We start from the raw sequence: 22387 nt of genomic DNA on the forward strand, positions 1-22387 counted from the left end.
TCAGTCGATCAAAATCATCCGAAAATCATTCACATTGGTTAAGGTCGGGCCTGTATGAACTAGGGCATTGAGTTCAGCAAAGAAGCCGTAACAATCATGCGCTTGTTGATAGCGACTGGCACGCAAGTCTTTCTCTTGGGCATGCAAGCGTAGCTCGGGAGTAAACCAAGCACCTGCATTTTTTTCACTGCCATCGATGCCATCAGTATCGGCAGCAATGGCAGATAAAGTCTTTAGGTCAGAAGTCGCTGCAAATAAAGATAGGAGAAACTCTGAGCAACGACCGCCGCGCCCTTGCGTTCCAGGAGGCAAAGTGACTGTGCACTCCCCACCAGAAATCAGCGCCACGGGGAGCTTCCCCCAACTGGCATGATGGGCTAACTCACGTGCGATACCCGCGTGTACAAGACCAACGTCTTTAGCTTCACCGGTAATCGTATCCCCCAGAATAATGGCAGTGTATCCAAGGCCTTTGCAATATTGCGCAGCAGCCTCAAGACTGCGATGTGCTGTTGCAATCACATGGTTGCGCAGGGGATAGCAATGTTGATCGATGTCCGCTTGCTTTAAGGTTTCTGGGATCTCACCCGCCAATCCTTTTTGCAAATGGGTTAATACCGATCCTGGAATACTACGTTCATCTAAATGGTATTTCGCGAAAATTTGTAATGCATCACCATAACTTGAGTAATCTGCTGCACATGGTCCACTCGCAATGTCAGCCGGATGATCGCCAGTCACGTCAGAAATGAGTAAAGCCTCGACTTGAGCACCGCGCGACAGAGCAGAGCGCGCCAAATTACCGCCCAAGATGGCCGACAAATGTTTGCGGACAATATTCATTTCTTCAATCGGTGCACCGCTATTGAGTAAAGCTTCGGTGGTCTTACGCATGTCATCGATCGTGATTCCTGGCTGCGGCAAGGTTAATAAACTCGAGCCACCACCAGAAACAAGCGCAATAAGGGTATCCCCAGGCTGTAAGGTACTGACCAAGCGTAATACTTCCGCAGCACCATCCATTCCAGCCTGATCGGGTACCGGATGACCGGCTTCAACGATCTTGATCTGTTGCGTTGGCGATGCATGACCATAACGAGTAATTACTAAACCATCGATTGATGTATCTGGCCAATGGCTTTTGGCATAGCTCTCTAGAGCACTTGCCATCGCAGCGCTTGCTTTACCTGCGCCAACCACGAGACATCGACCTTGCGGAGCCTTACCCTTTGGAAAAATTTTGGCAAGATACTCTGGAACGATTTTTTTAGGATCGGCAACGGCTAGTGCCGCCGCAAACGCGCCCTCTAAATGCAGCTGACGACTTGAGGAGGGCTGTGAGGTTTGCATTTGCCCATTTTAAGCCTAATTATCAATGGCTTGATCAGGGTCAATCGGTGCGTTTTCTTGTAACTGCCACATGGAAGCATAGCGGCCATTGGACTCTAAAAGCTCATAATGCGTACCGCGTTCGATGATTTGCCCGTGCTCCATGACTAAGATTTGGTCGGCATGTACTACCGTTGACAATCGATGGGCAATGATTAAGGTGGTCCGATTTTTTGCCAAATTGAACAATTCATCCTGAAAGGCGCGCTCGGTCTTTGAATCAAGCGCCGAAGTCGCTTCATCAAAAATTAATAGGGCAGGCTTCTTTAAGAGGGTGCGTGCAATCGCAACCCGTTGCTTCTCACCACCAGAAAGCTTGAGACCGCGTTCGCCCACAGGGGTGTCGTACCCCTCTGGCAGATGTTCAATAAACTGGCTCATCTGTGCGGCACGCGCTGCCTCTACAATCGCCTCACGACTTGCCTGCGGGCTTCCATAGGCAATGTTGTAGGCAATCGTGTCATTGAACAAGACGGTGTCTTGAGGAACAATGCCAATCACTTTGCGTAGACTAGCTTGCTCCACATCTTGAATATTTTGGCCATCCAATAGGATCGCACCAGATTGCACATCGTAAAAGCGAAAGAGTAATCTCGCTAAGGTACTTTTGCCAGCCCCACTTTGCCCAACTACCGCGGTAATCGTCCCGGCTGGAATCGTAAAACTCAAATCCTTCAAAATCTCACGCTTCTCGTTATACGAAAAGTAGACATGCTCAAACCGAACCTCGGGGCCCTTAGCAAAATCCCGAATAAGCAAAGGCTTGGCATTTTTGGAATCGTTGATTTCTTGGTCTTCATTCAAAAGCGTGAACATGTGATCCATATCGGTGATCGACTGCTTCATTTCACGATAAATCACCCCCAAGAAATTTAAGGGGATGTATAACTGAATCATGAGCGTATTCACAAGCACTAAATCACCTAAAGTCATCGATCCATCGACCACGCCCTGAGTGGCTCGCCATAGAATTAAAACCAAGCCGACTGCAATAATTGCCTGCTGACCTAGATTCAGAATCGCTAAAGATTGTTGAGAGAGGATGGCAGCAGACTGATAATGCTTAAGATTTTCGTCGTAGCGACGCGCTTCAAAATGCTCATTTCCAAAATACTTAACAGTCTCAAAGTTAATCAAAGAATCAATCGCGCGTTGATTGGCTTTTGAATCCATTTCATTCATCGTTCGCCGATAATGAGTGCGCCATTCGGTTACTTTGATCGTATAAAAAATATAGATGACTAATGCAACAAAGGTAATAATTGCAAACCAAATATCGTAGTTGTAAGCGAAATATGCCAACACCAAAGCGAATTCAATCATGGTTGGCAAAATACTGTAGAGCGAGAATGAGACCAGAGTTTGAATACCACGCGTCCCACGTTCAATATCGCGACTCACTCCACCGGTCTGACGACCTAAATGAAACTGTAAGCTCAAGGCATGCAAATGCTCAAATACTTGTAACGCAATCTTGCGCACAGCACTTTGGGTCACTTTTGCAAAAAGTAATTCACGTAACTCGGAAAACAGTGATGCAAGTAAGCGCAATGCGCCGTAACCCACAATCAGGCCGGCAGGAACGATTAAATAACTTTGCAAAGAACCGGGCTTGATGTTCATGGCATCAATCAGGTCCTTTAAAACAATCGGGACACCCAAGTTAGCAAATTTGGCAGCCACTAAGCACAACATGGCAAAGAGAACCCGAAAGCGATGCTCAAACAGATATGGCAAAAGATCTTTAATGACTTGCCAATCCGAACGATTAGCGGCTCGCTTGATGGGCAGCATGCCACCCGATGGCTGGTTCTGAGCGCCTCTCATCGTGTCAACTGAGAGGAATCGTTGTAAAACTGCAAAATGGCATCTCGATTGGTATGAGAAAAACACTTTTGTGCAGCCTCTTGATAAGGCAGCCAAACATACTGCAAATGCTCCCGAGGCGCTAACCGAATCGTAGTATTTGTGGGAACCTCCAGAGCAAACCAGTGCTCCGTATTGCGCTCGACCCCCGGGGGGTAGCGATGACGCCAACCTGGATAAATCTCATACTGCACGGCATGATGAAGATTTTGAAGAGCATCCAAAGGCAGGGCTTGGATGTTGATACCGGTCTCTTCGGCCACCTCTCGAATCGCCGCGCTCTCGAGTGGCTCATCAATAAAATCAAGACTACCAGTGACCGATTGCCAAAATCCTGGCCGATCTGCCCGCTCGAGCAGAAGGACTTCCCGATTTCTGTTGTGAATAAGGACTAAAACCGAAATCGGGATTTTCAAATCAACCCACCGGATTGGTATTGCGTAACCGGATATGTAGTTCACGCAATTGACGCTCATCGACAGGACTTGGAGCTTGCGTCAATAAACATTGTGCGCGCTGAGTCTTGGGGAAGGCAATCACATCGCGAATCGACTCTGCACCCGTCATCATGGTCACAATGCGATCCAATCCAAAGGCAATTCCTCCGTGGGGAGGTGCGCCGTATTGCAGGGCATCCAATAAGAAACCGAATTTTGCTTTCGCTTCGTCTGGCCCAATCTTCAGTGCACGAAATACCTGACTTTGGACAACCTCTTGGTGAATACGAACCGATCCACCACCGATTTCGCTACCATTCAATACCATGTCATAGGCTTTTGCCAGGCATTTACCGGGATCAGTTTCTAATAGCTTCAGGTGTTCATCTTTGGGGCTAGTGAAAGGATGATGACAGGCAACCCAACGGGCATCATCTTCATCGTAATCAAACATTGGGAAATCAACCACCCATAATGGCTTCCAACCTTCTGTAAAGAGTCCCTGTTTCTTACCCCAATCCGAATGACCAATTCGCAGACGAAGATTTCCAATCGCATCATTAACGATCTTGGTTTTATCTGCACCAAAGAAAATCAGGTCGCCATCTTTTGCTTTGGTTCTCTCTAATATTCCGGCAATTGCAGCATCGTGTAGATTTTTTACAATCGGCGACTGTAATCCATTGCGCCCTTCTGCAACTGAATTAACCTTAATCCATGCCAAGCCCTTAGCGCCATAGATCGATACGAATTGCGTGTAATCATCGATTTCGCTACGGCTGATTTCTGCTCCGCTAGGAACGCATAAGGCTACAACCCGACCACCCTCTTGATTGGCGGGCCCCGAAAATACTTTGAAATCAACATCACGCATCAGGTCAGTTAATTCAGTAAATTCCATTGCAACCCGTAAATCGGGTTTATCGGAACCATAACGCGCCATCGCCTCTGAATACGGCATGATAGGGAATGGATTGGGTAGCTCCACCTTCATCACGGTTTTAAAAATATGTCGCATCATATTTTCAAAGAGAGAGCGGATCTCAAGCTCGTCTAAGAATGCGGTTTCACAATCAATTTGGGTAAATTCAGGCTGGCGATCCGCACGCAGATCTTCATCACGAAAGCATTTTGTAATTTGGTAGTAGCGATCAAAACCGGCCACCATCAATAATTGCTTGAATAATTGAGGCGATTGGGGCAAAGCAAAAAATTGACCATCGTGAACGCGTGACGGCACCAGATAATCGCGTGCGCCCTCTGGGGTGCTCTTCGTAAGCATTGGCGTTTCAATGTCAATAAATCCGGCCGCATCTAAATAACGTCTTGTTTCCATAGCAACCTGATAACGCAAACGCAAATTCTTTTGCATTTGCGGACGACGTAAATCCAAGACCCGATGGGTCAAGCGCGTCGTTTCAGAAAGATTGTCATCATCAAGCTGAAATGGTGGGGTTACCGATGCATTTAATACATGTAAGTCATGGCACAGAACCTCAACCTTACCGCTGATTAAATCTGGGTTCTCAGTTCCAGCCGGTCTTGCGCGAACCAAGCCTTTAATTTGAATACAGTATTCGTTACGGACCTCTTCGGCCTGTTTAAACATATCGGGACGGTCTGGGTCGCAAACCACTTGTACAAATCCCTCTCGATCGCGCAGATCAATAAAAATGACGCCGCCATGATCGCGCCGGCGATTAACCCAGCCAGCGAGGGTAATTTCTTGACCAATTAAAGAATCAGTAACCTGACCACAGGTATGACTGCGCATCGACATAAGTATTCCTAATGAGGTTGATTGAGGGTCTTGGGTTGAGCGATTCGAGGTGCCACCGAACCCATCGACACAATATGCTTGAGCGCTTCTTGCACGCTCATATCCAGCTCGATTACATTGGCACGCGGCACAATCATAAAAAAGCCGGAGGTTGGATTTGGTGTGGTGGGCAAAAATACATTGACATATTCACCACCCAACTTATTGTTCACTTCAGGCGCTGCGGTGCCGGTTTGGAAAGCGATTACCCATGACTCAAGATGTGGATAACGAATCAACAGAGCTTTACGAAACGCTTGGTTATTTCCAGAAAATAATGTGGAGGAAACCTGCTTCACACTCGAATAAATGGAGCGCACGATTGGGATGCGGGTCACGGTTCGGTCCCAGAGCTTGAGCCACCATTGGCCCGCAAAATTAATTGCAAGGAAGCCCGTAAATCCAATCACTGCCAATACGATCAGAATCCCAAGCCCCGGGATTTCACGGAAATGCCGTAATTCCCCTGAAAATTGACCAGGCGAAAGCGTAATGATGGCCGACATTACCCAGCCAAAAATTTGATCGATGACACCTAGCCCCCATGTGATCACCCAAATCGTGACCGCCATCGGAATCCAAACCAAAATGCCAGCAATAAAGTATTTTTTCATGAGAATTTGTGCCTAACCCGCTATTTTAGCGAGTTAAGGCCAATTCAGGCGGATTTGCCTTAAATGGAGTGGATTCGGACCAAAACCAAAAGAGCGCCGACTAAGAAACCGCTGAGGAATAAAGCGATTCCGAGCCATTGGCGACGTTTGCGTCGCTCATCGATTAACAGCTGTTTCAGCAAATCCAACTCAGGGCGCTGCTCTTTACGGTGAACCTGTTCCAGGTTTTCAGCAATCAGACGTGGCAAGGTAGGCAAAATCTTGGCCCAATTTGGCGCCTCTTTCTTTAGCCCATCAATGAGGCCTCGCAATCCAAGCTGCTGGCTCACCCAGCGCTCCAAAATAGGTTTAGCGGTTTTCCAAAGGTCGAGGTCAGGGTCCAATTGACGACCCAGGCCCTCCACATTTAAGAGGGTCTTTTGCAATAAAGTAAGTTGGGGTTGAATCTCAACCTTAAAGCGACGTGATGTTTGAAAGAGTCGCATCAACACAATACCCAAAGAAATATCTTTCAGTGGTCGATCAAAATAGGGTTCGCAAACGGTGCGCACTGCGCCCTCCAACTCTTCTAATCGAGTATTTGCTGGAACCCAACCTGATTCAATGTGTAACTCGGCAACGCGCCGATAGTCGCGATTAAAGAATGCCAAGAAATTCTGGGCCAAATAATTCTTATCAAACTCGCTCAAATTTCCAACAATCCCGAAGTCGAGGGAGATGTATCGACCAAAGGTGTTGGGGTCCAAGCTGACTAAGATATTTCCTGGGTGCATGTCCGCGTGGAAGAAACCATACTCAAATACTTGAGTAAAAAAGATCTCAACCCCATCGATAGCCAACTTCTTAAAATCAACTCCTGCAGCGCGCAACTCATGCGTTTTACCAATTGAGACGCCATACATCCGCTCCATCACAATCACATTGGTATGACATAAATCCCAAATCATTTCAGGAATCATGAGTTTGTCGGAGTCTGCAAAATTGCGGCGCAATTGGCTAGCATTAGCCGCTTCGCGCATCAGATCAAGTTCATCGTGCAAATAGGTATCAAATTCAGCGACCACCTCTCGTGGCTTGAGTCGTCGACCATCTTCTGAAACTTTCTCGACAATGCGTGCCAAGTCATGCATTAAAGCCAAGTCGCTCTCAATCACCGGCAAAATACCAGGGCGCAATACTTTGATGGCGATCTCTTTATTAGCCCACTCGGGATGCGTCTCGTTACCTCGCAAGACTCCAAAATGAACCTGCGCGACCGATGCACTCGCCACTGGCGTTGCATCAAACGATGAGAAAATCACTTCGATCGGGTGGCCTAATGCTTTTTCAATAATCGCCTTGGACTGCTCATTAGAAAAAGGTGGGACGCGATCTTGAAGCTTCGCTAGTTCATTAGAAACATCATCGGGCAATAAATCCCTACGGGTCGATAGGACCTGACCAAATTTGACAAAAATTGGGCCAAGCGCCTCAAGTGCTAAGCGAATTCGCTCGCCACGAGGTAACTGACTTGGGGAGGTTGATGCAATGAGTCCAAGAAAGAACCGGCGTACACCGGGTCTCAAATTATCGCGAATCAGCCCAAATAAATTAAAGCGCCAAGCCGTATAGAAAATAATGCTTAGGCGAACAATACGACTCACAGTTAATCCCGACTTTTTTGTAAAAAGGAAATTCGCTTTTCAAGGCGCTCAACCGCATCACGAACTGCCTGAATCTCCATTTTATGAGAAACAAAATCGCGTTGATGCAATAAGACTTTTTTTTCCTCACTTAGGTACTCGACCATATTCCCTTGTAAATCAAGGATTGCTTTCTCTGTCGCTTTAGCAAAGCGTTTGGCTTGCGTACTAATATAGTGTGCGGGTGCATCACCGATAATTCTGGCTAAATCTTCCTCGTACTCCCAACGCAATTGATTTGAAAGCTTAGCAATCAATTGAGCCAATTGGGCATCGCCCGTTATTTTGACGGCTCTCATCGCCCGGTCTTTGATGGTTCCCTGCGGGGCGCTAAGCGCTGAAAAGCTGTTGGCATCAACTTCTAAAACCAAATTAGGATGCGGATGCACTTCAGATAAAAGAGCAATAAACGAGTCGTCCTGAATTTGCCATTGCATTGACCCGATTGGCAAAATTAACTCGATTACCTGGCCTTGATGATTACTTAAATCACGCAAAGCCCACTGCTCACGCTCAAGGACATGATTAATGGCGCGCACCAAAGCCGTTTTTGGGAAATCAAAACGCAGATTCATAGTGTAAAAAACCCGCACAGGGCGGGTTTTCCAATCGGGGAAAGGTTAAAGCTTAAACCAATTGCTGAATACCAGCTAGAACCCAGCCCCCAGGAACATTGACAGGCTTCGATAAATTCCAAACCTCCCTAAATGGTTCAGCGGGTCCATCTGCCTGCTCCCGAATCATGCCAGTGAACTCAACGCTGCACAGGTAAGTATTCGCGTCGGTCTCAACGCCCAAGAGTTCAGCGTTTAGCGTAACCACATCCGTTTGATTTACCCCTTCAGCACGGCCCTGCAGATCACGTTGCAAGCTGGCAAACATTTCGGGGGTTGTAAATTCGCGCAATGCCTCAAGATCGCCAGCATCCCAAGCCTTTTGCAAACGCGTGAAGTAGTGTTTTGCATTGGCCAAAAATGCGATTTGATCAAAGCCTTCAGGCAGTTGATAAGCAGGAGCCTCCTCAAGCATTGGGCTTGGCGATCCAAATCCAGTATTCACTGGATGACTAGGCGTAAAGGCAGGCTCTTGCCTCGCGGTTCGTTGCATTCCATTAGAAGCAGGCACTGGGCTTGGCATATTTTTAGCGCTGGCTGGCATAAAGCGGCGCAACACGAATAACAATACAAAACCAACTAAGACGGCCAATAAGAGTCCTGTCAAAAATGAAGCAGCAGCCTCACCTAAACCAAAATGCGAAAGCAAGTAAGCAATTCCAAGACCTGCTGCAAGACCGCCTAACATTCCACCTAAGCCCGAACGCTTAGCTGCAGCGGCTGGCGCAGCAGCTTGAGCAGGTGCCGCAGCAGGTTGTTGCGCTTGCTGTGCTGGTTTTTGCTGGGCCGGAGGTTGTGCTTGTTTTTGCTTAGGCGCATTGGCTGAGCGACCGATGTTCGACCCACCGCCCAAACGCTTTGCGTCAACAACAGCGACATGCCCAACCGATAAAAAAGCAAAGGACAGTGCAAAAACACCGGCTTTTAAATAAGTACTTTTCATTGAATCAGTCTCCCATCTACGATCTGTAAGTATTACTTTACAGTGAATATCTAGTATTTAATACCAATATGCAAGGCGACGATACCCCCAGTCATTCTATGGGTATGGACCTCATCAAACCCAACGCTCTCCATCATGGCTTTGAGGGTTTGGGCATCTGGATGCATGCGGATTGATTCTGCCAAGTATTGATAACTAGCGGCATCCTTCGCAACCTTGTCCCCAAGCCATGGCAGCACCTTAAAGGAATATAGGTCGTAAATTGGGGCTATGAGTGGGTCTGGCTTGGAAAACTCCAAAACCAAAACCTTACCCCCAGGTCGAATCACCCTAGCCATCTCCGACAAGGCACGCTCTTTATGCGTCATATTCCGCAGACCAAATGCAACGCTCACTACATCAAAATGGTGATTTGGGAAGGGGATCTGTTCTGCATCAAACTGAATGCATGGAATTACAAGACCGCGATCCAAAAGTCGATCTCGACCTACCGATAGCATGGATGCATTGATATCGCTTAACCACACCTCAGCCTCAGGATGAATGCCCCATTGCGCAGATTGCGCAAAAGAGTAGGCAAGGTCGCCAGTCCCACCAGCAATATCAAGCACCCGGTCGCCGGCCTTAACATTCGCTTGGGCTAAGGTAAATTTTTTCCAGAGGCGATGCAAACCGGCCGACATCAGATCGTTCATGATGTCGTATTTCGCAGCTACCGAATGGAAGACCTCGGCAACTTTCTCGGCCTTTTGAGACTCATCAACGCTTTGATATCCAAAATGGGTCTTTGACATATTTAGTGCCCACAACCATGGGATTTAGTCACCATCGCAGCATCGCGATCAATACCGGCGACTTTGCAGCGCTCAAGGTAATCTTTCCACAAAGACTCTTGGTTTTCACATAACTCATACAAATAGTCCCATGAATAAAGACCCGAGTCATGACCATCTGAAAAAGTTGGCTTAATCGCGTAATGACCAACTGGCTCAATGTTTAGGATGCCAACGTCTCGCTTACCCGTTTGCAAGACCTCCTGCCCTGGTCCATGACCACGTACCTCGGCTGATGGTGAGTAGACACGCAAAAACTCAAAAGGTAAACGATAGCTCTTTCCATTCTCGTATTGAAGCTCGAGAACCTTTGAGTTTTCATGCACGATTAAATTGCTTGGAATCATTACACTAATACCCTTTCAATTCCGCCTTGGTTGGCCTTAGTTACGTAGCTTTCAAGCCAATTGTCACCCAATAAATGCTTGGCCATTTCAACCACAATGTAATCCGCCTTGGTCTCGCTATCGCCATCAAAACGCGATAAGCCTTGTAAGCACGATGGGCAACTGGTTAATACTTTAACTTCACCAGCAAAGTCTTTCCTTAGTTCGGTCGCACCCTTTTCCATTTCAATTTGCTTGCGATAACGCACTTGAGTTGAAATATCTGGCCGAGTAATTGCTAGCGTACCGGACTCACCACAGCAACGCTCGTTCTTCACAATTGCCGTGCCATCCTCAAGTGTAATCAGCTCATTGACTGTCTTCAAAGGATCCTGAAGCTTCATAGGGGTGTGGCATGGATCGTGATACATATAGCGAACTCCCTCAACACCCTCAAGTCTTAGCCCTTTCTCGAGCAGGTACTCATGAATATCAATAATTCGACAACCTGGGAAGATTTGATCAAACTGATAGTCTGCCAGTTGATCGTAACAGGTACCACAGGAGACCACGACTGTTTTGATATCGAGATAGTTCAAGGTATTAGCCACCCGATGAAATAGCACTCGATTATCCGTAATCATTTTCTCGGCTTTATCAAAGTCGCCGTTTCCCTTTTGCGGATAACCGCAGCACAAATACCCAGGGGGTAGTACGGTTTGCACACCAACGTGCCAAAGCATTGCCTGAGTCGCCAATCCCACTTGTGAAAATAGTCGCTCCGAACCGCATCCTGGGAAATAGAAAACCGCTTCCGTATCAACACTCGTCTCCAAAGGATTACGAATAATCGGTACATAGTCCGCGTTTTCAATATCCAAAAGTGCGCGGGCAGTCTTTTTGGGTAAATTGCCGGGCATCTTCTTATTCACAAAATAAATCACCTGCTCTTTCAAAGCAGGCTTACCAACTGTCGCAGGTGGTGATTGTGTTTGCTGAACGGCCCATTTTTTGAATAATTGATGGGCAAAGCGCTGCAAGCCATAACCCCATTCAATCATCACCTTACGACTCATTCGGATGGTTTCGGGATTAGTTGCATTGAGGAATAACATCGATGCGCTAGTACCTGGATTAAAGCGGCGCTGCCCCATCTTACGTAACAAATTACGCATATTCATGGTGACATCACCAAAATCGATTTTGACTGGGCATGGCGTATAGCACTTATGACAAACTGTGCAGTGCGCAGCAACATCGTCAAACATTTCCCAATGCCGAATCGATACCCCGCGGCGGGTTTGCTCTTCATATAAAAATGCTTCGATTAATAATGAAGTGGCAAGAATTTTGTCTCTGGGGCTATACAACAAATTTGCTCGAGGCACATGAGTTGCACAGACTGGCTTGCACTTTCCACACCGCAAACAATCTTTTACGCTGTCAGCAATCGCTCCGATATCGCTTTGTTGCATGATGATCGATTCGTGACCCATGAGTCCAAAGCTTGGGGTATATGCCATTTGTAGATTGGCATTTGGCATTAGCTTGCCTTTATTAAAGTGGTTGTTTGGATCCACTCGATTTTTATAAGAACGAAATTCTTTGAGTTCCTCGTCCGTGAGGTACTCTAATTTTGTAATACCAATGCCATGCTCACCCGAAATCACGCCGTCCAAGGAGCGTGCCAAAACCATAATGCGATCAACTGCACGGTGGGCATCTTGCAACATCTCATAATCGTCCGAGTTCACCGGAATATTGGTGTGAACATTGCCGTCTCCAGCATGCATATGTAAGGCAACAAATACGCGTTTGCGTAATATCTTCTGATGAATTGATTTAATTTCTTTTAATACCAAATCAAAGGTGGAGCCACCAAAGATGACTTGCAGTGGGGCAAGTAATTCGTTTTTCCATGAAGCGCGCAGGGTCCCATCTTGCAACTGTGGGAAAAACTGATCTATTTTCTCTAACCACTCTGCCCAGCGAGTCCTTACTTCACGTAGTAGTGTCTGGGCCTGAATGACGCGATCGCCCACCATTTCTGCTCGTGAAATATCCTCAATCTCGTCATTTGCACGAATCGGAAGTGTTGCTTGATTGATATATTGCTCGAGGGCATCAAGTAACTGAATTTTATTTTTAAGCGATAGCTCGATGTTAATTTGATCAATTCCATCGGTGTACTCGCCCATTCGCTCGAGCGGAATCACCACATCCTCATTAATCTTGAATGCATTGGTATGCTTTGCAATCGCCGCCGTTCTCGCTCGATCCAACCAAAACTTCTTACGCGCTTCAGCGCTCACTGCTACAAAGCCTTCGCCTACACGCCGATTGGCCATACGCACCACTTCGCTAGTCGCAGCAGCAACGGCCTCCTCATCCTCTCCAGCGATATCACCGATGAGTACCATTTTGGGCAAACCGTTGCGTTTGGATTTTGTGGAGTACCCCACCGCTTTTAAATAGCGGTCATCGAGGTGCTCGAGTCCCGCCAATAGGGGTCCACCTTTTTTACTTAAATCATCCAAATACGCTTTGATCTCAACAATGCTTGGAATGGCTTCACGTGCCTGGCCAAAAAACTCCAAACAAACGGTACGCATATGCTTTGGCATGCGATGCAAAATCCAGATGGCACTCGTAATCAGACCATCGCAACCTTCTTTTTGAATACCCGGTAAGCCGGATAAAAATTTATCCGTCACATCTTTACCCAAACCTGCTTTCCTAAATTTAGCGCCCTCGATTTCTAAAACCTCGGAACGTAAAACCTTGGCTTGAGGTGTCGCCTTGCCATCCGACCAGATCAAACGAAACCGAGCAACGCCTTGATCATGAATCTTGCCAAGGTTATGGTCGAGCCGCTCAATATCGAGCCAATTTCCATCGGGATCCACCATGCGCCAACTAGCCAGATTATCCAAAGCGGTTCCCCATAAAACTGCTTTCTTACCGCCTGCGTTCATGGCGATATTTCCGCCAATGCAGCTGGCATCTGCTGAGGTTGGATCGACAGCAAAAACGAGTCCTTGTTTTTCTGCGGCATCTGCTACACGACGGGTCACCACGCCCGCCCCAGAGAAAATCGTAGGTACCGGAGTACTTAGGCCAGGCAATACAGAATGTACGACCGCTCCAAGATCAATTAACTTTTCTGTATTAATCACCGCCGACATTGCCACCATTGGGATGGCGCCACCGGTATAACCCGTACCACCTCCGCGCGGAACAATGGTCAGTCCTAACTCAATACATGCTCTGACCAAGTTTGGAATTTCTGCTTCGGTATCTGGCTTGAGAACAACAAATGGATACTCGATTCGCCAATCGGTTGCATCGGTAACGTGCGCAACGCGTGACATTCCGTCAAATGCGATATTGTCAACATGCGTAAATTTGCTAAATTCCTTCTTGGCCCGCTTGCGCAATTGCGATACGGTTTGAAAGTTATTCGCAAAGGATTCCACTGCGGTGCGAGCGGCTAATATCAATTCGTTAACTTGCTCAGCAAAATCTCCCGAGATCCGTTTTTCAACCTCACCCAAACGATGCCACAAGGCTTGAATGAGTGCCTCGCGACGTTTGGGGTTATCCAATAAGTCATCTTGTAAGTAAGGATTGCGCTCGACAACCCAAATATCGCCCAACACCTCAAACAGCATCCTGGCAGAGCGGCCTGTACGTCGCACACTCCGTAACTGCTCCAAAATTTCCCATGCCTTGACACCCAAGAGACGAATAACAATCTCTCGATCGGAAAATGAGGTGTAGTTATACGGAATCTCACGAAGACGATGGGATTGCGTATCGATCTCAGACAAGCTATCTAAGGAGATAGGTGCGTTCATGGTGGCCAGTCGATTAAAGCTCTATTTTAGATGAGCTTGATCATTCCCGTTGCCAATCAATTTGGCACAATACTGAATTAATTTAAGGACTTATGTGCCAAGCATGGTACGCTTTCGTGATGAAAAATGATTATTTAAGCCGAATTGAGAACGCCAAGGTCTACGATGTTGCACGCAAAACAGAATTAGAGAAGGCTCGGGATCTAAGCGCACGCTTTCAAAACACGATTCTTTTAAAGCGCGAAGACAGTCAACCGGTCTTCTCATTTAAGTTGCGCGGTGCATATAACAAAATGGCCGGATTGAGCCCGGCGGCTCTTAAAAAGGGGGTGATTGCCGCCTCTGCCGGCAATCATGCGCAAGGTGTTGCACTGTCTGCCGCCAAACTCAAATGCAAGGCGGTGATCGTGATGCCAATCACTACCCCTCAAGTCAAAATTGATGCAGTGAAGGCTCACGGTGGCAAGTGGGTGGAACTGGTCTTGACCGGTGATTCTTACAGCGATGCCTATCAAGAAGCTCAACTGCTTCAGAAAAAGAAGGGGTACACCTTTATCCACCCTTTTGATGATCCAGACGTCATTGCTGGTCAAGGCACGATTGCTAAAGAAATCCTCGATCAACACCCTGATCCAATTGATGCCATTTTTGTGGCAATTGGCGGAGGAGGCCTAATCTCAGGAATCGGCGCCTACATCAAATCAGTTAGGCCAAAGATCAAAGTAATTGGTGTGCAAACGGTTGACTCAGATGCGATGAAACAGTCTTTACAACTAGGTAAGCGCGTTGAACTGAAGGAAGTTGGTCTGTTCTCAGATGGCACCGCGGTCAAGCAGGTGGGCAAGGAGACCTTTAAGATCTGCCAACAGGTAGTTGACGACATTGTCTTAGTCGATACCGATGAAATCTGTGCTGCGATCAACGATGTCTTTACTGATACGCGCAGTATTTTGGAGCCCGCAGGCGCACTCGCTATCGCTGGTTTAAAGAAATATGTTGAGAAGCATCACCTCAAAAAGAAAACTCTGGTAGCCATTGCATGTGGTGCCAATATGAATTTCAGTCGTCTACGATTTGTGGCTGAACGTGCCGATGTAGGTGAATTTCGTGAGGCGATCTTTGCGGTCACCATTCCTGAAGAGCGAGGATCTTTTAAAGCGTTTTGCAAAATGCTTGGTAAACGCAATGTCACTGAATTTAACTACCGCATCGCTCATGCCGATCAAGCGCATATTTTTGTTGGCATTGGAACCCAACGGGCGGGTGATAACAAAACTATTGCCAGCGCCTTTCGTAAAGCCGGATTTGCAACCATTGATCTAAGCCATGATGAGTTGGCCAAAACGCATCTAAGACACATGGTTGGCGGTAGTTCCGCCTTGGCTAAAGATGAACTACTCTACCGCTTTGAATTTCCAGAACGCCCCGGTGCACTGATGCGCTTTCTGGATAGCCTAGCCCCGAACTGGAATATTAGTTTGTTTCATTACCGTAATCACGGGGCCGATTATGGACAAATCTTATTAGGAATCCAGGTACCGAAGAACGAACAGCCGGCCTTTAAACAATTTTTGAAGACTTTAGGCTATCCTCATTGGGATGAAAGCACGAATCCTGCGTACCGCCTATTTCTAAAATAAGATGTCCTATACCCTCGCTGGAAAACTAGTCGTTGCCATTTCATCGAGAGCACTCTTTGATTTTGAAGAGGAAAACCGCCTGTTTGAACAAAGTGATGACAGTGCCTACATGAAATTACAGCTTGAACGCTTAGCGATTCCAGCCCAAGTGGGTGTTGCTTTTCCTCTCGTTAAAAAATTACTGCGCTTTAATCAAGATCAGCCGCGTGTCGAAGTTGTGATCCTGTCACGTAACGATCCGGTCAGTGGTTTACGCGTATTTCGTTCTGCCAAACACCATGGGCTTAGTATTGAACGCGGGGTCTTTACCCGTGGTAGGCCACCGTATCACTACTTAAAATCGCTGCAAGCCAACCTCTTCTTATCAGCAAATGAAGAAGATGTACGCGCCACACTCGATGCCGGCTTTCCGGCGGCGCGCGTCTACCCAGAATCCACCAAAATGGCCGAGAACAACCCTAATGAAATCCGTATTGCCTTTGACGGAGATGCTGTTTTATTTTCAGATGAGGCCGAACAAGTTTTTCAGGATCAAGGTCTACAAGCATTTGTTGATCATGAGAGTCAACGTGCTGCCATCCCATTGCCACCCGGTCCCTTTAAGCCCTTGCTTGCCGCCCTTCACCAACTGCAAACCGAAGCTGAACCTAAAAATGAAATGCGCATCCGCACTGCATTAGTCACAGCCCGCTCGGCACCAGCTCATGAGCGTGCCATTCGCACTTTGATGAACTGGGGAATTGATGTGGATGAGGCGATGTTTCTTGGGGGCCTATCCAAGCGCGAGTTTCTGAAAGAGTTCGAGCCTGACTTTTTCTTTGATGATCAAACCGGTCATTGCAATGCTGCCTCCAGTGTCGCCCCAACGGGGCATGTAATTTCTGGGGTCAGCAATACCAACCGGTCCAAAGCCTAAATTTTTCTATGTCTAAATTTATTCTCGGTCAGCAAAGTGCTTACCCTAATCAGTATGATCCAGGTCTGCTCTTTCCCATCCCTCGTGCCGAGAATCGCCAGAAACTAGGCATTGAGGAGGGCTCACCTCTACCGTTTTTAGGAGTTGACCTTTGGAATGCTTTTGAATTGAGCTGGCTAAACCCCAAAGGCAAACCACAAATCGCATTGGCTGAATTTGCGATTCCTGCAGAGTCGCCATACATGATTGAGTCGAAGTCGTTCAAACTCTACCTCAATAGCCTCAATCAACATCACTTTGACAATATTGGCGCTGTTCGCGAGTGCTTAAGCCGTGATTTAGCCTTAGCCCTTGGTAGTTCATTGCAAATCAAGTTGCTTGACCCATCCCAGATACAAGACCAAAAAAAATACCCATCAATGCAAGAACTAAATGGTCAACTTCTCGATCGCCTTGATATTGAAGTCAATCAAACACAGATTGCTGACCCGCTACTTCTAAGTGCAGATCAAAACTCAGCCCCTATTACACAAACTCTGGTCTCGCATTTACTGAAATCCAATTGCCCGGTTACCGGTCAACCCGATTGGGCCAGTGTACAAATTTATTACCAGGGACGGCCCATCGATGAGGAAGGACTATTACGCTACCTGGTTGGCTTTCGTCAGCTTGGTGAATTCCACGAACACTGCGTTGAAAAAATCTTTTGCGATGTTAAGGCTCGCTGCCAACCCGAGAAGCTCTCAGTTTATGCGCGCTACACCCGGCGGGGTGGTTTAGACATTAATCCGTTTCGGGCGGATTTCAATGCTGCCTGGCCCAACAATATTCGTCACGCCAGGCAGTAATACTAGAACGGAATATCGTCATCCATTGCATCAAGTGCATTTGCGCTTGGACTCGATGTGCTCTCAGCAGGCTTAGAACGACCGCTTGATGATTCCTCTCCAGAGCCAGCCATTCGAGCGCCGAGCATTTGCATGCTGTCAGCAATGATCTCAGTGGAATACTTTTCTTGTCCACTTTGATCCGTCCACTTTCGAGTCCGCAAGCGACCCTCGACATAAACCTGTGAACCTTTTTTTAGATATTGACCCGCAATTTCAGCTAACTTACCGAAAAAGGCAATGCGATGCCATTCGGTGTTCTCTTTCATTTCGCCTGTTTGCTTATCTTTATAGCGATCTGAAGTGGCTACTGAAATATTAGTGACGGCGTCACCGCTGGGCATATACCGTGTTTCTGGGTCACGCCCAACATTACCAACGATGATGACTTTATTGACTGAAGCCATTTTGTCTCCCGAAGAAAATTAAATAAAAAGTGTGGCTAAAGCTACTTTGCGGTTTGCGACGATGGAATATCACGCATTGGCCAAGCAATTATAAGCCAGGCAATGATTAAAACGGTGCCGCCAATGAATACCGAAAGGTTTCCAAAAAGCTGCATCATGAGTCCGCCGAGCGCTGCGCCAGTAAATAATCCGACAGACTGAGTCGTGTTGTAGATGCCCAAGGCCGCTCCTTTTTCATCTTTGGCCCAACGCGATACCATCGAGGGTTGCAAGGCTTCAAGTAAATTAAATCCGACAAAGTAAATCAACAGAGCACTGACAATAGTTGTAATGGAATGAGCTTGCAAGAAGATGATTTGTGCAATCAAAAGGATGACAACGGCTGTTAGCAATACAAGCCGTAATTTCTTTTTCTTTTCTCCATAAATAATCCCTGGCAACATCAAAAAGAATGAAACAACGACCACTGGAAAGTAAATTTTCCAATGATCATCCAATGGCATACCCGCATCCACGAGTAAGCGCGGCACAACCAGGAACATGGCCACTTGGGTGGCATTGAGAACAAACACCCCCACATTGAGCCGGAATAATTCAGGTCTTAGAAAAATTTGCATGAGCGGCTGATGCTCACCCCGAATTTGCTTGGGGGGACTTGGCACCAAGAGCCAGGCAACCAAAAAGCCAATCAAGCCCAACACTGCTAATAACAAGAACATGCCATCCAGGCCAATCGCTCGATAAATTGGCGTCGCAATCACTAATGAAAGGGCAAATGAGATACCGATACTTCCACCCACAATCGCCATTGCCGCAGTTCTCACTTGCTCGCGTGTTAAATCCGCCACCCAAGCAGACACTGCGGCAGAGATTGCTCCTGCTCCCATGAGCCCTCGCCCAATGGCGATCCACAACAAATCATCTCGACTGGCTGCAATCAATGCGCCAGCAATAAATAAACTCAATCCCCATAAAACAACCGGCTTACGACCCACCCGATCCGAAAGAATTCCTAAGGGAATATGGAAAAAGGCCTGAACAATATTAAAAATCCCAAGGGCCAAACCGACCCATAAGGCATTCTCTCCCCCCGGTAAATCCTTGGCATGCAAGGAGAAAACGGGTAACAGCAAGAAAAGTCCCAGCATCCGCAAGCCAAAGATACCGGCAAGGGCAAGGGTTGAGCGTAGTTCGGAAGAGTTCATGGGAAAAGGCTATATTAACAAGTTACGCTAAAAAATCATGAATAACGAAATCAAAATCCGTGGGGCCCGAACCCACAACCTAAAAAATATCAATCTTGATATCCCCCGCGAAAAGCTGGTGGTGTTGACCGGCTTATCCGGTTCTGGCAAAAGCTCTTTGGCTTTCGATACGCTCTATGCCGAAGGACAGCGTCGCTATGTTGAATCACTCTCGGCCTATGCGCGCCAATTTCTGCAGTTAATGGAAAAACCCGACGTGGATGTGATTGAGGGTTTATCACCCGCAATCTCCATCGAGCAAAAGGCAACTAGCCATAATCCGCGCTCAACCGTTGGTACTGTCACCGAGATTCATGATTATTTGCGTCTACTCTTCGCACGGGCGGGCACCCCCTACTGCCCAGATCATGCTCTACCTCTTGAAGCACAGAGCGTCTCGCAAATGGTTGATACGGTGATGGCAATGCCAGCTGATGCCAAACTCATGATCTTGGCTCCTGTGGTGAGTGAACGCAAAGGTGAGTTCGTTGACTTATTTGAAAATCTCCAAGCTCAGGGGTTTGTGCGTTTTCGCATTCGCTCTGGCGGTGGCACGAGTAACGCCGCCAAAGCCGAGATCGTTGAAGCTGATCGTCTGCCGCAACTCAAGAAAAATGATAAGCATTCGATTGAAGTGGTGGTTGATCGAATTCGCGTCAAAGAGGATATTCAACAACGGCTTGCGGAGTCCTTTGAAACTGCCCTACGACTCGCCGATGGCAAGGCCATGGTAGTCAATATGGACACTGGGGAAGAAACCATCTTTTCTAGCAAATTTGCTTGCCCCATTTGCTCCTACTCATTACAAGAACTTGAACCCCGTCTGTTTTCGTTTAATAACCCGATGGGCGCCTGCCCCAGCTGCGATGGACTTGGTCACATCTCCTTTTTTGATCCCAAGCGGGTCGTGGCACACCCTGACTTGTCACTCGCAGCAGGAGCCATCAAGGGTTGGGATCGCCGCAACCAGTTTTACTTCAAGCTCTTGCAAACCTTAGCGAAGTTTGGCGGCTTTGATCTTGAAAAGCCTTTTGAGAAATTACCCAAAAAAGCCCAGGACCTGATCCTCTACGGATCCGGGGATACAACCATTCCATTTGAGTACCTGAATGAAAAGGGTCGCTCGGTTGTGCGCGAACATGCCTTTGAGGGAATCCTTGCTAATTTTGAGCGGCGCTATCGAGAAACTGATTCGTCGGCTGTTCGAGAAGAATTAGCACGCTATCAAAATATTCGTGCTTGTCCAGATTGCGGCGGTACCCGTTTACGCAAGGAGGCGCGCTTTGTCAAAGTGGGCGATGGTCAGCAAGCGCGCGCCATTTATGAAATCAGTGCCCTACCTTTGCGTGAAGCTCAAGACTATTTCAATACCATCCAATTAAAGGGTGCTAAACGCGAAATTGCTGACAAAATCATTAAAGAGATCGCCTCGCGTTTACGCTTTTTAAATGACGTGGGTCTGGATTACTTATCTTTAGAACGAAGCGCCGATACCCTTTCGGGTGGCGAAGCACAACGAATCCGGCTTGCCTCACAAATTGGCTCTGGACTCACAGGCGTGATGTATGTACTCGATGAACCTTCAATTGGTTTGCATCAACGCGATAACGATCGCTTAATTGCAACCCTCAAACACCTGCGCGATCTTGGTAACAGCGTATTGGTTGTAGAGCACGACGAGGACATGATACGGGCCTCAGACTATGTTATCGATATTGGACCTGGGGCGGGCGTACATGGTGGAAAAATTGTTGCCACTGGAACGCCAAGCGAAGTCGAACATCATCCTAATTCATTAACAGGTGCCTACTTATCTGGCCAAGAAAATATTGCAGTTCCCCAAAAACGTACCGAACATGATGGGCGCTTTTTAAGCATCATCGGTGCGAGTGGTAATAATTTGCAAAAAGTGGATGCACACATCCCCGTCGGCTTATTGACGTGTGTCACTGGCGTATCTGGCTCTGGTAAGTCAACTTTAATTAACGACACCTTGCATCATGCGGTTGCCCAACACCTTTATGGCTCGAGCGCTGAACCAGCTGAACATGATCATATCGAAGGTATTGAACACTTTGACAAAGTGATTAATGTGGATCAATCGCCGATTGGCCGCACACCACGCTCGAATCCCGCAACCTATACGGGCCTATTTACTCCGATCCGAGAACTCTTTGCTGGGGTCCCAGCTGCTCGTGAACGGGGATATGAAGCAGGTCGATTCTCCTTTAATGTCAAAGGTGGCCGCTGCGAAACCTGTGAGGGTGACGGCGTTCTCAAGGTCGAAATGCATTTCTTGCCCGATGTCTATGTACCTTGCGATGTGTGTCATGGCAAGCGCTATAACCGTGAGACCTTGGATATTCGCTATAAAGGCAAGAATATTCATGAAGTTCTGTCTATGACGGTAGAGCAAGCCCATGAATTCTTTGAAGCCGTTCCGGTAGTTAAACGAAAACTTAAGACCTTGCTCGATGTTGGTTTAGGGTATGTCTGCCTGGGCCAAAGTGCCACCACCCTTTCGGGGGGCGAGGCGCAGCGTGTCAAGCTCTCGCTAGAACTCTCCAAGCGGGATACGGGACGGACCCTTTACATCCTTGATGAACCAACCACGGGATTGCATTTTCATGACATCAAACTATTGCTTGAGGTGATTCATACCCTGAAAAAGCAAGGGAACACCGTGGTGATCATTGAGCACAATCTGGATGTGATCAAAACCGCTGACTGGTTAATTGATCTTGGGCCGAATGGGGGCGCTGGCGGTGGTCAAATTATTGCCACCGGTACTCCCGAAGAGGTCGCAAATCACCCTGCTAGCTTTACCGGAAAATACTTAAAGCCCCTCCTTAAAAAGCAGGCCAATCCTAGCCCCATCAAGAAAAAAGATCTCGAAAAACTTGGGCTTTAAAT

General features: G+C 47.3%; 17 protein-coding genes. 4 read left to right on the plus strand and 13 right to left on the minus strand.

Annotated elements, in window-relative coordinates; translation table 11 throughout:
- From QUE64_RS08210 to QUE64_RS08260, 11 genes are read right to left on the minus strand one after another with little or no spacing between them, the layout of a single operon-like run.
- Entirely contained in the window at positions 1-1350 is a 1350-nt protein-coding gene (locus tag QUE64_RS08210; RefSeq protein WP_286225272.1) for a glycerate kinase type-2 family protein, read from the minus strand.
- 15 nt (positions 1351-1365) lie between these two features.
- Entirely contained in the window at positions 1366-3216 is a 1851-nt protein-coding gene (locus QUE64_RS08215; protein WP_286225273.1) for an ABCB family ABC transporter ATP-binding protein/permease, read from the minus strand.
- Entirely contained in the window at positions 3213-3671 is a 459-nt protein-coding gene (nudB, locus tag QUE64_RS08220; RefSeq protein WP_286223563.1) for a dihydroneopterin triphosphate diphosphatase, read from the minus strand. The genes QUE64_RS08215 and nudB overlap by 4 nt, the downstream gene beginning before the upstream one ends.
- Before the next feature lies 1 nt (position 3672).
- A complete protein-coding gene (gene aspS, locus QUE64_RS08225) occupies positions 3673-5472 on the minus strand; it encodes an aspartate--tRNA ligase (RefSeq protein ID WP_286225274.1) in 1800 nt (599 codons plus the stop codon).
- Between the two features lie 8 nt (positions 5473-5480).
- Entirely contained in the window at positions 5481-6125 is a 645-nt protein-coding gene (locus QUE64_RS08230) for a DUF502 domain-containing protein (RefSeq protein ID WP_286223565.1), read from the minus strand.
- A 59-nt stretch (positions 6126-6184) separates the two neighbouring features.
- Positions 6185-7768, minus strand: coding sequence for a ubiquinone biosynthesis regulatory protein kinase UbiB (ubiB, locus tag QUE64_RS08235; RefSeq protein WP_286223566.1), 1584 nt, complete (start codon positions 7766-7768; stop codon positions 6185-6187).
- Positions 7769-7770: 2 nt separating this feature from the next.
- Complete coding sequence (locus QUE64_RS08240; RefSeq protein WP_286223567.1) at positions 7771-8382, minus strand: ubiquinone biosynthesis accessory factor UbiJ; 612 nt, start codon at positions 8380-8382, stop codon at positions 7771-7773.
- Positions 8383-8434: 52 nt separating this feature from the next.
- A complete protein-coding gene (locus tag QUE64_RS08245; RefSeq protein WP_286225275.1) occupies positions 8435-9364 on the minus strand; it encodes a Tim44 domain-containing protein in 930 nt (309 codons plus the stop codon).
- A 50-nt stretch (positions 9365-9414) separates the two neighbouring features.
- Complete coding sequence (gene ubiE, locus QUE64_RS08250) at positions 9415-10158, minus strand: bifunctional demethylmenaquinone methyltransferase/2-methoxy-6-polyprenyl-1,4-benzoquinol methylase UbiE (protein WP_286225277.1); 744 nt, start codon at positions 10156-10158, stop codon at positions 9415-9417.
- A 2-nt stretch (positions 10159-10160) separates the two neighbouring features.
- Positions 10161-10544 carry a gamma-butyrobetaine hydroxylase family protein gene (locus tag QUE64_RS08255; RefSeq protein WP_286225279.1) on the minus strand — a complete coding sequence of 128 codons (384 nt, stop codon included), beginning with the start codon at positions 10542-10544 and terminating at the stop codon, positions 10161-10163.
- Positions 10544-14380 carry a DUF3683 domain-containing protein gene (locus QUE64_RS08260; protein WP_286225280.1) on the minus strand — a complete coding sequence of 1279 codons (3837 nt, stop codon included), beginning with the start codon at positions 14378-14380 and terminating at the stop codon, positions 10544-10546. Before QUE64_RS08260 ends, QUE64_RS08255 begins: the two co-directional genes overlap by 1 nt.
- A 119-nt stretch (positions 14381-14499) precedes the next feature.
- Here QUE64_RS08260 and ilvA point away from each other — a divergent pair, with 119 nt between their 5' ends.
- Genes ilvA through queF form a run of 3 tightly spaced genes read left to right on the plus strand, consistent with a single transcriptional unit; the run spans position 14500 to position 17784 of the window.
- Positions 14500-16020 (plus strand): threonine ammonia-lyase, biosynthetic, encoded by a 1521-nt coding sequence (ilvA, locus tag QUE64_RS08265; protein ID WP_286225282.1) that lies wholly within the window; start codon positions 14500-14502, stop codon positions 16018-16020.
- 1 nt (position 16021) lies between these two features.
- Positions 16022-16936, plus strand: coding sequence for a 5'-nucleotidase (locus QUE64_RS08270; RefSeq protein ID WP_286223573.1), 915 nt, complete (start codon positions 16022-16024; stop codon positions 16934-16936).
- Positions 16937-16944: 8 nt separating this feature from the next.
- Positions 16945-17784 (plus strand): NADPH-dependent 7-cyano-7-deazaguanine reductase QueF, encoded by an 840-nt coding sequence (queF, locus tag QUE64_RS08275; RefSeq protein ID WP_286225283.1) that lies wholly within the window; start codon positions 16945-16947, stop codon positions 17782-17784.
- Between the two features lie 2 nt (positions 17785-17786).
- Here queF and ssb read toward each other — a convergent pair whose 3' ends face one another.
- Both ssb and QUE64_RS08285 read right to left on the minus strand, forming a co-directional pair.
- A complete protein-coding gene (ssb, locus tag QUE64_RS08280; protein ID WP_286225286.1) occupies positions 17787-18230 on the minus strand; it encodes a single-stranded DNA-binding protein in 444 nt (147 codons plus the stop codon).
- Positions 18231-18271: 41 nt separating this feature from the next.
- A complete protein-coding gene (locus QUE64_RS08285; RefSeq protein ID WP_286225288.1) occupies positions 18272-19435 on the minus strand; it encodes an MFS transporter in 1164 nt (387 codons plus the stop codon).
- 37 nt (positions 19436-19472) lie between these two features.
- On the opposite strand from QUE64_RS08285, the gene uvrA reads away from it, so the two are divergent.
- Positions 19473-22385, plus strand: coding sequence for an excinuclease ABC subunit UvrA (gene uvrA, locus QUE64_RS08290; protein ID WP_286225289.1), 2913 nt, complete (start codon positions 19473-19475; stop codon positions 22383-22385).
- The last annotated feature ends 2 nt before the right edge of the window (positions 22386-22387 follow it).

Source organism: Polynucleobacter sp. HIN7 (assembly GCF_030297595.1).
GTDB lineage: Bacteria > Pseudomonadota > Gammaproteobacteria > Burkholderiales > Burkholderiaceae > Polynucleobacter.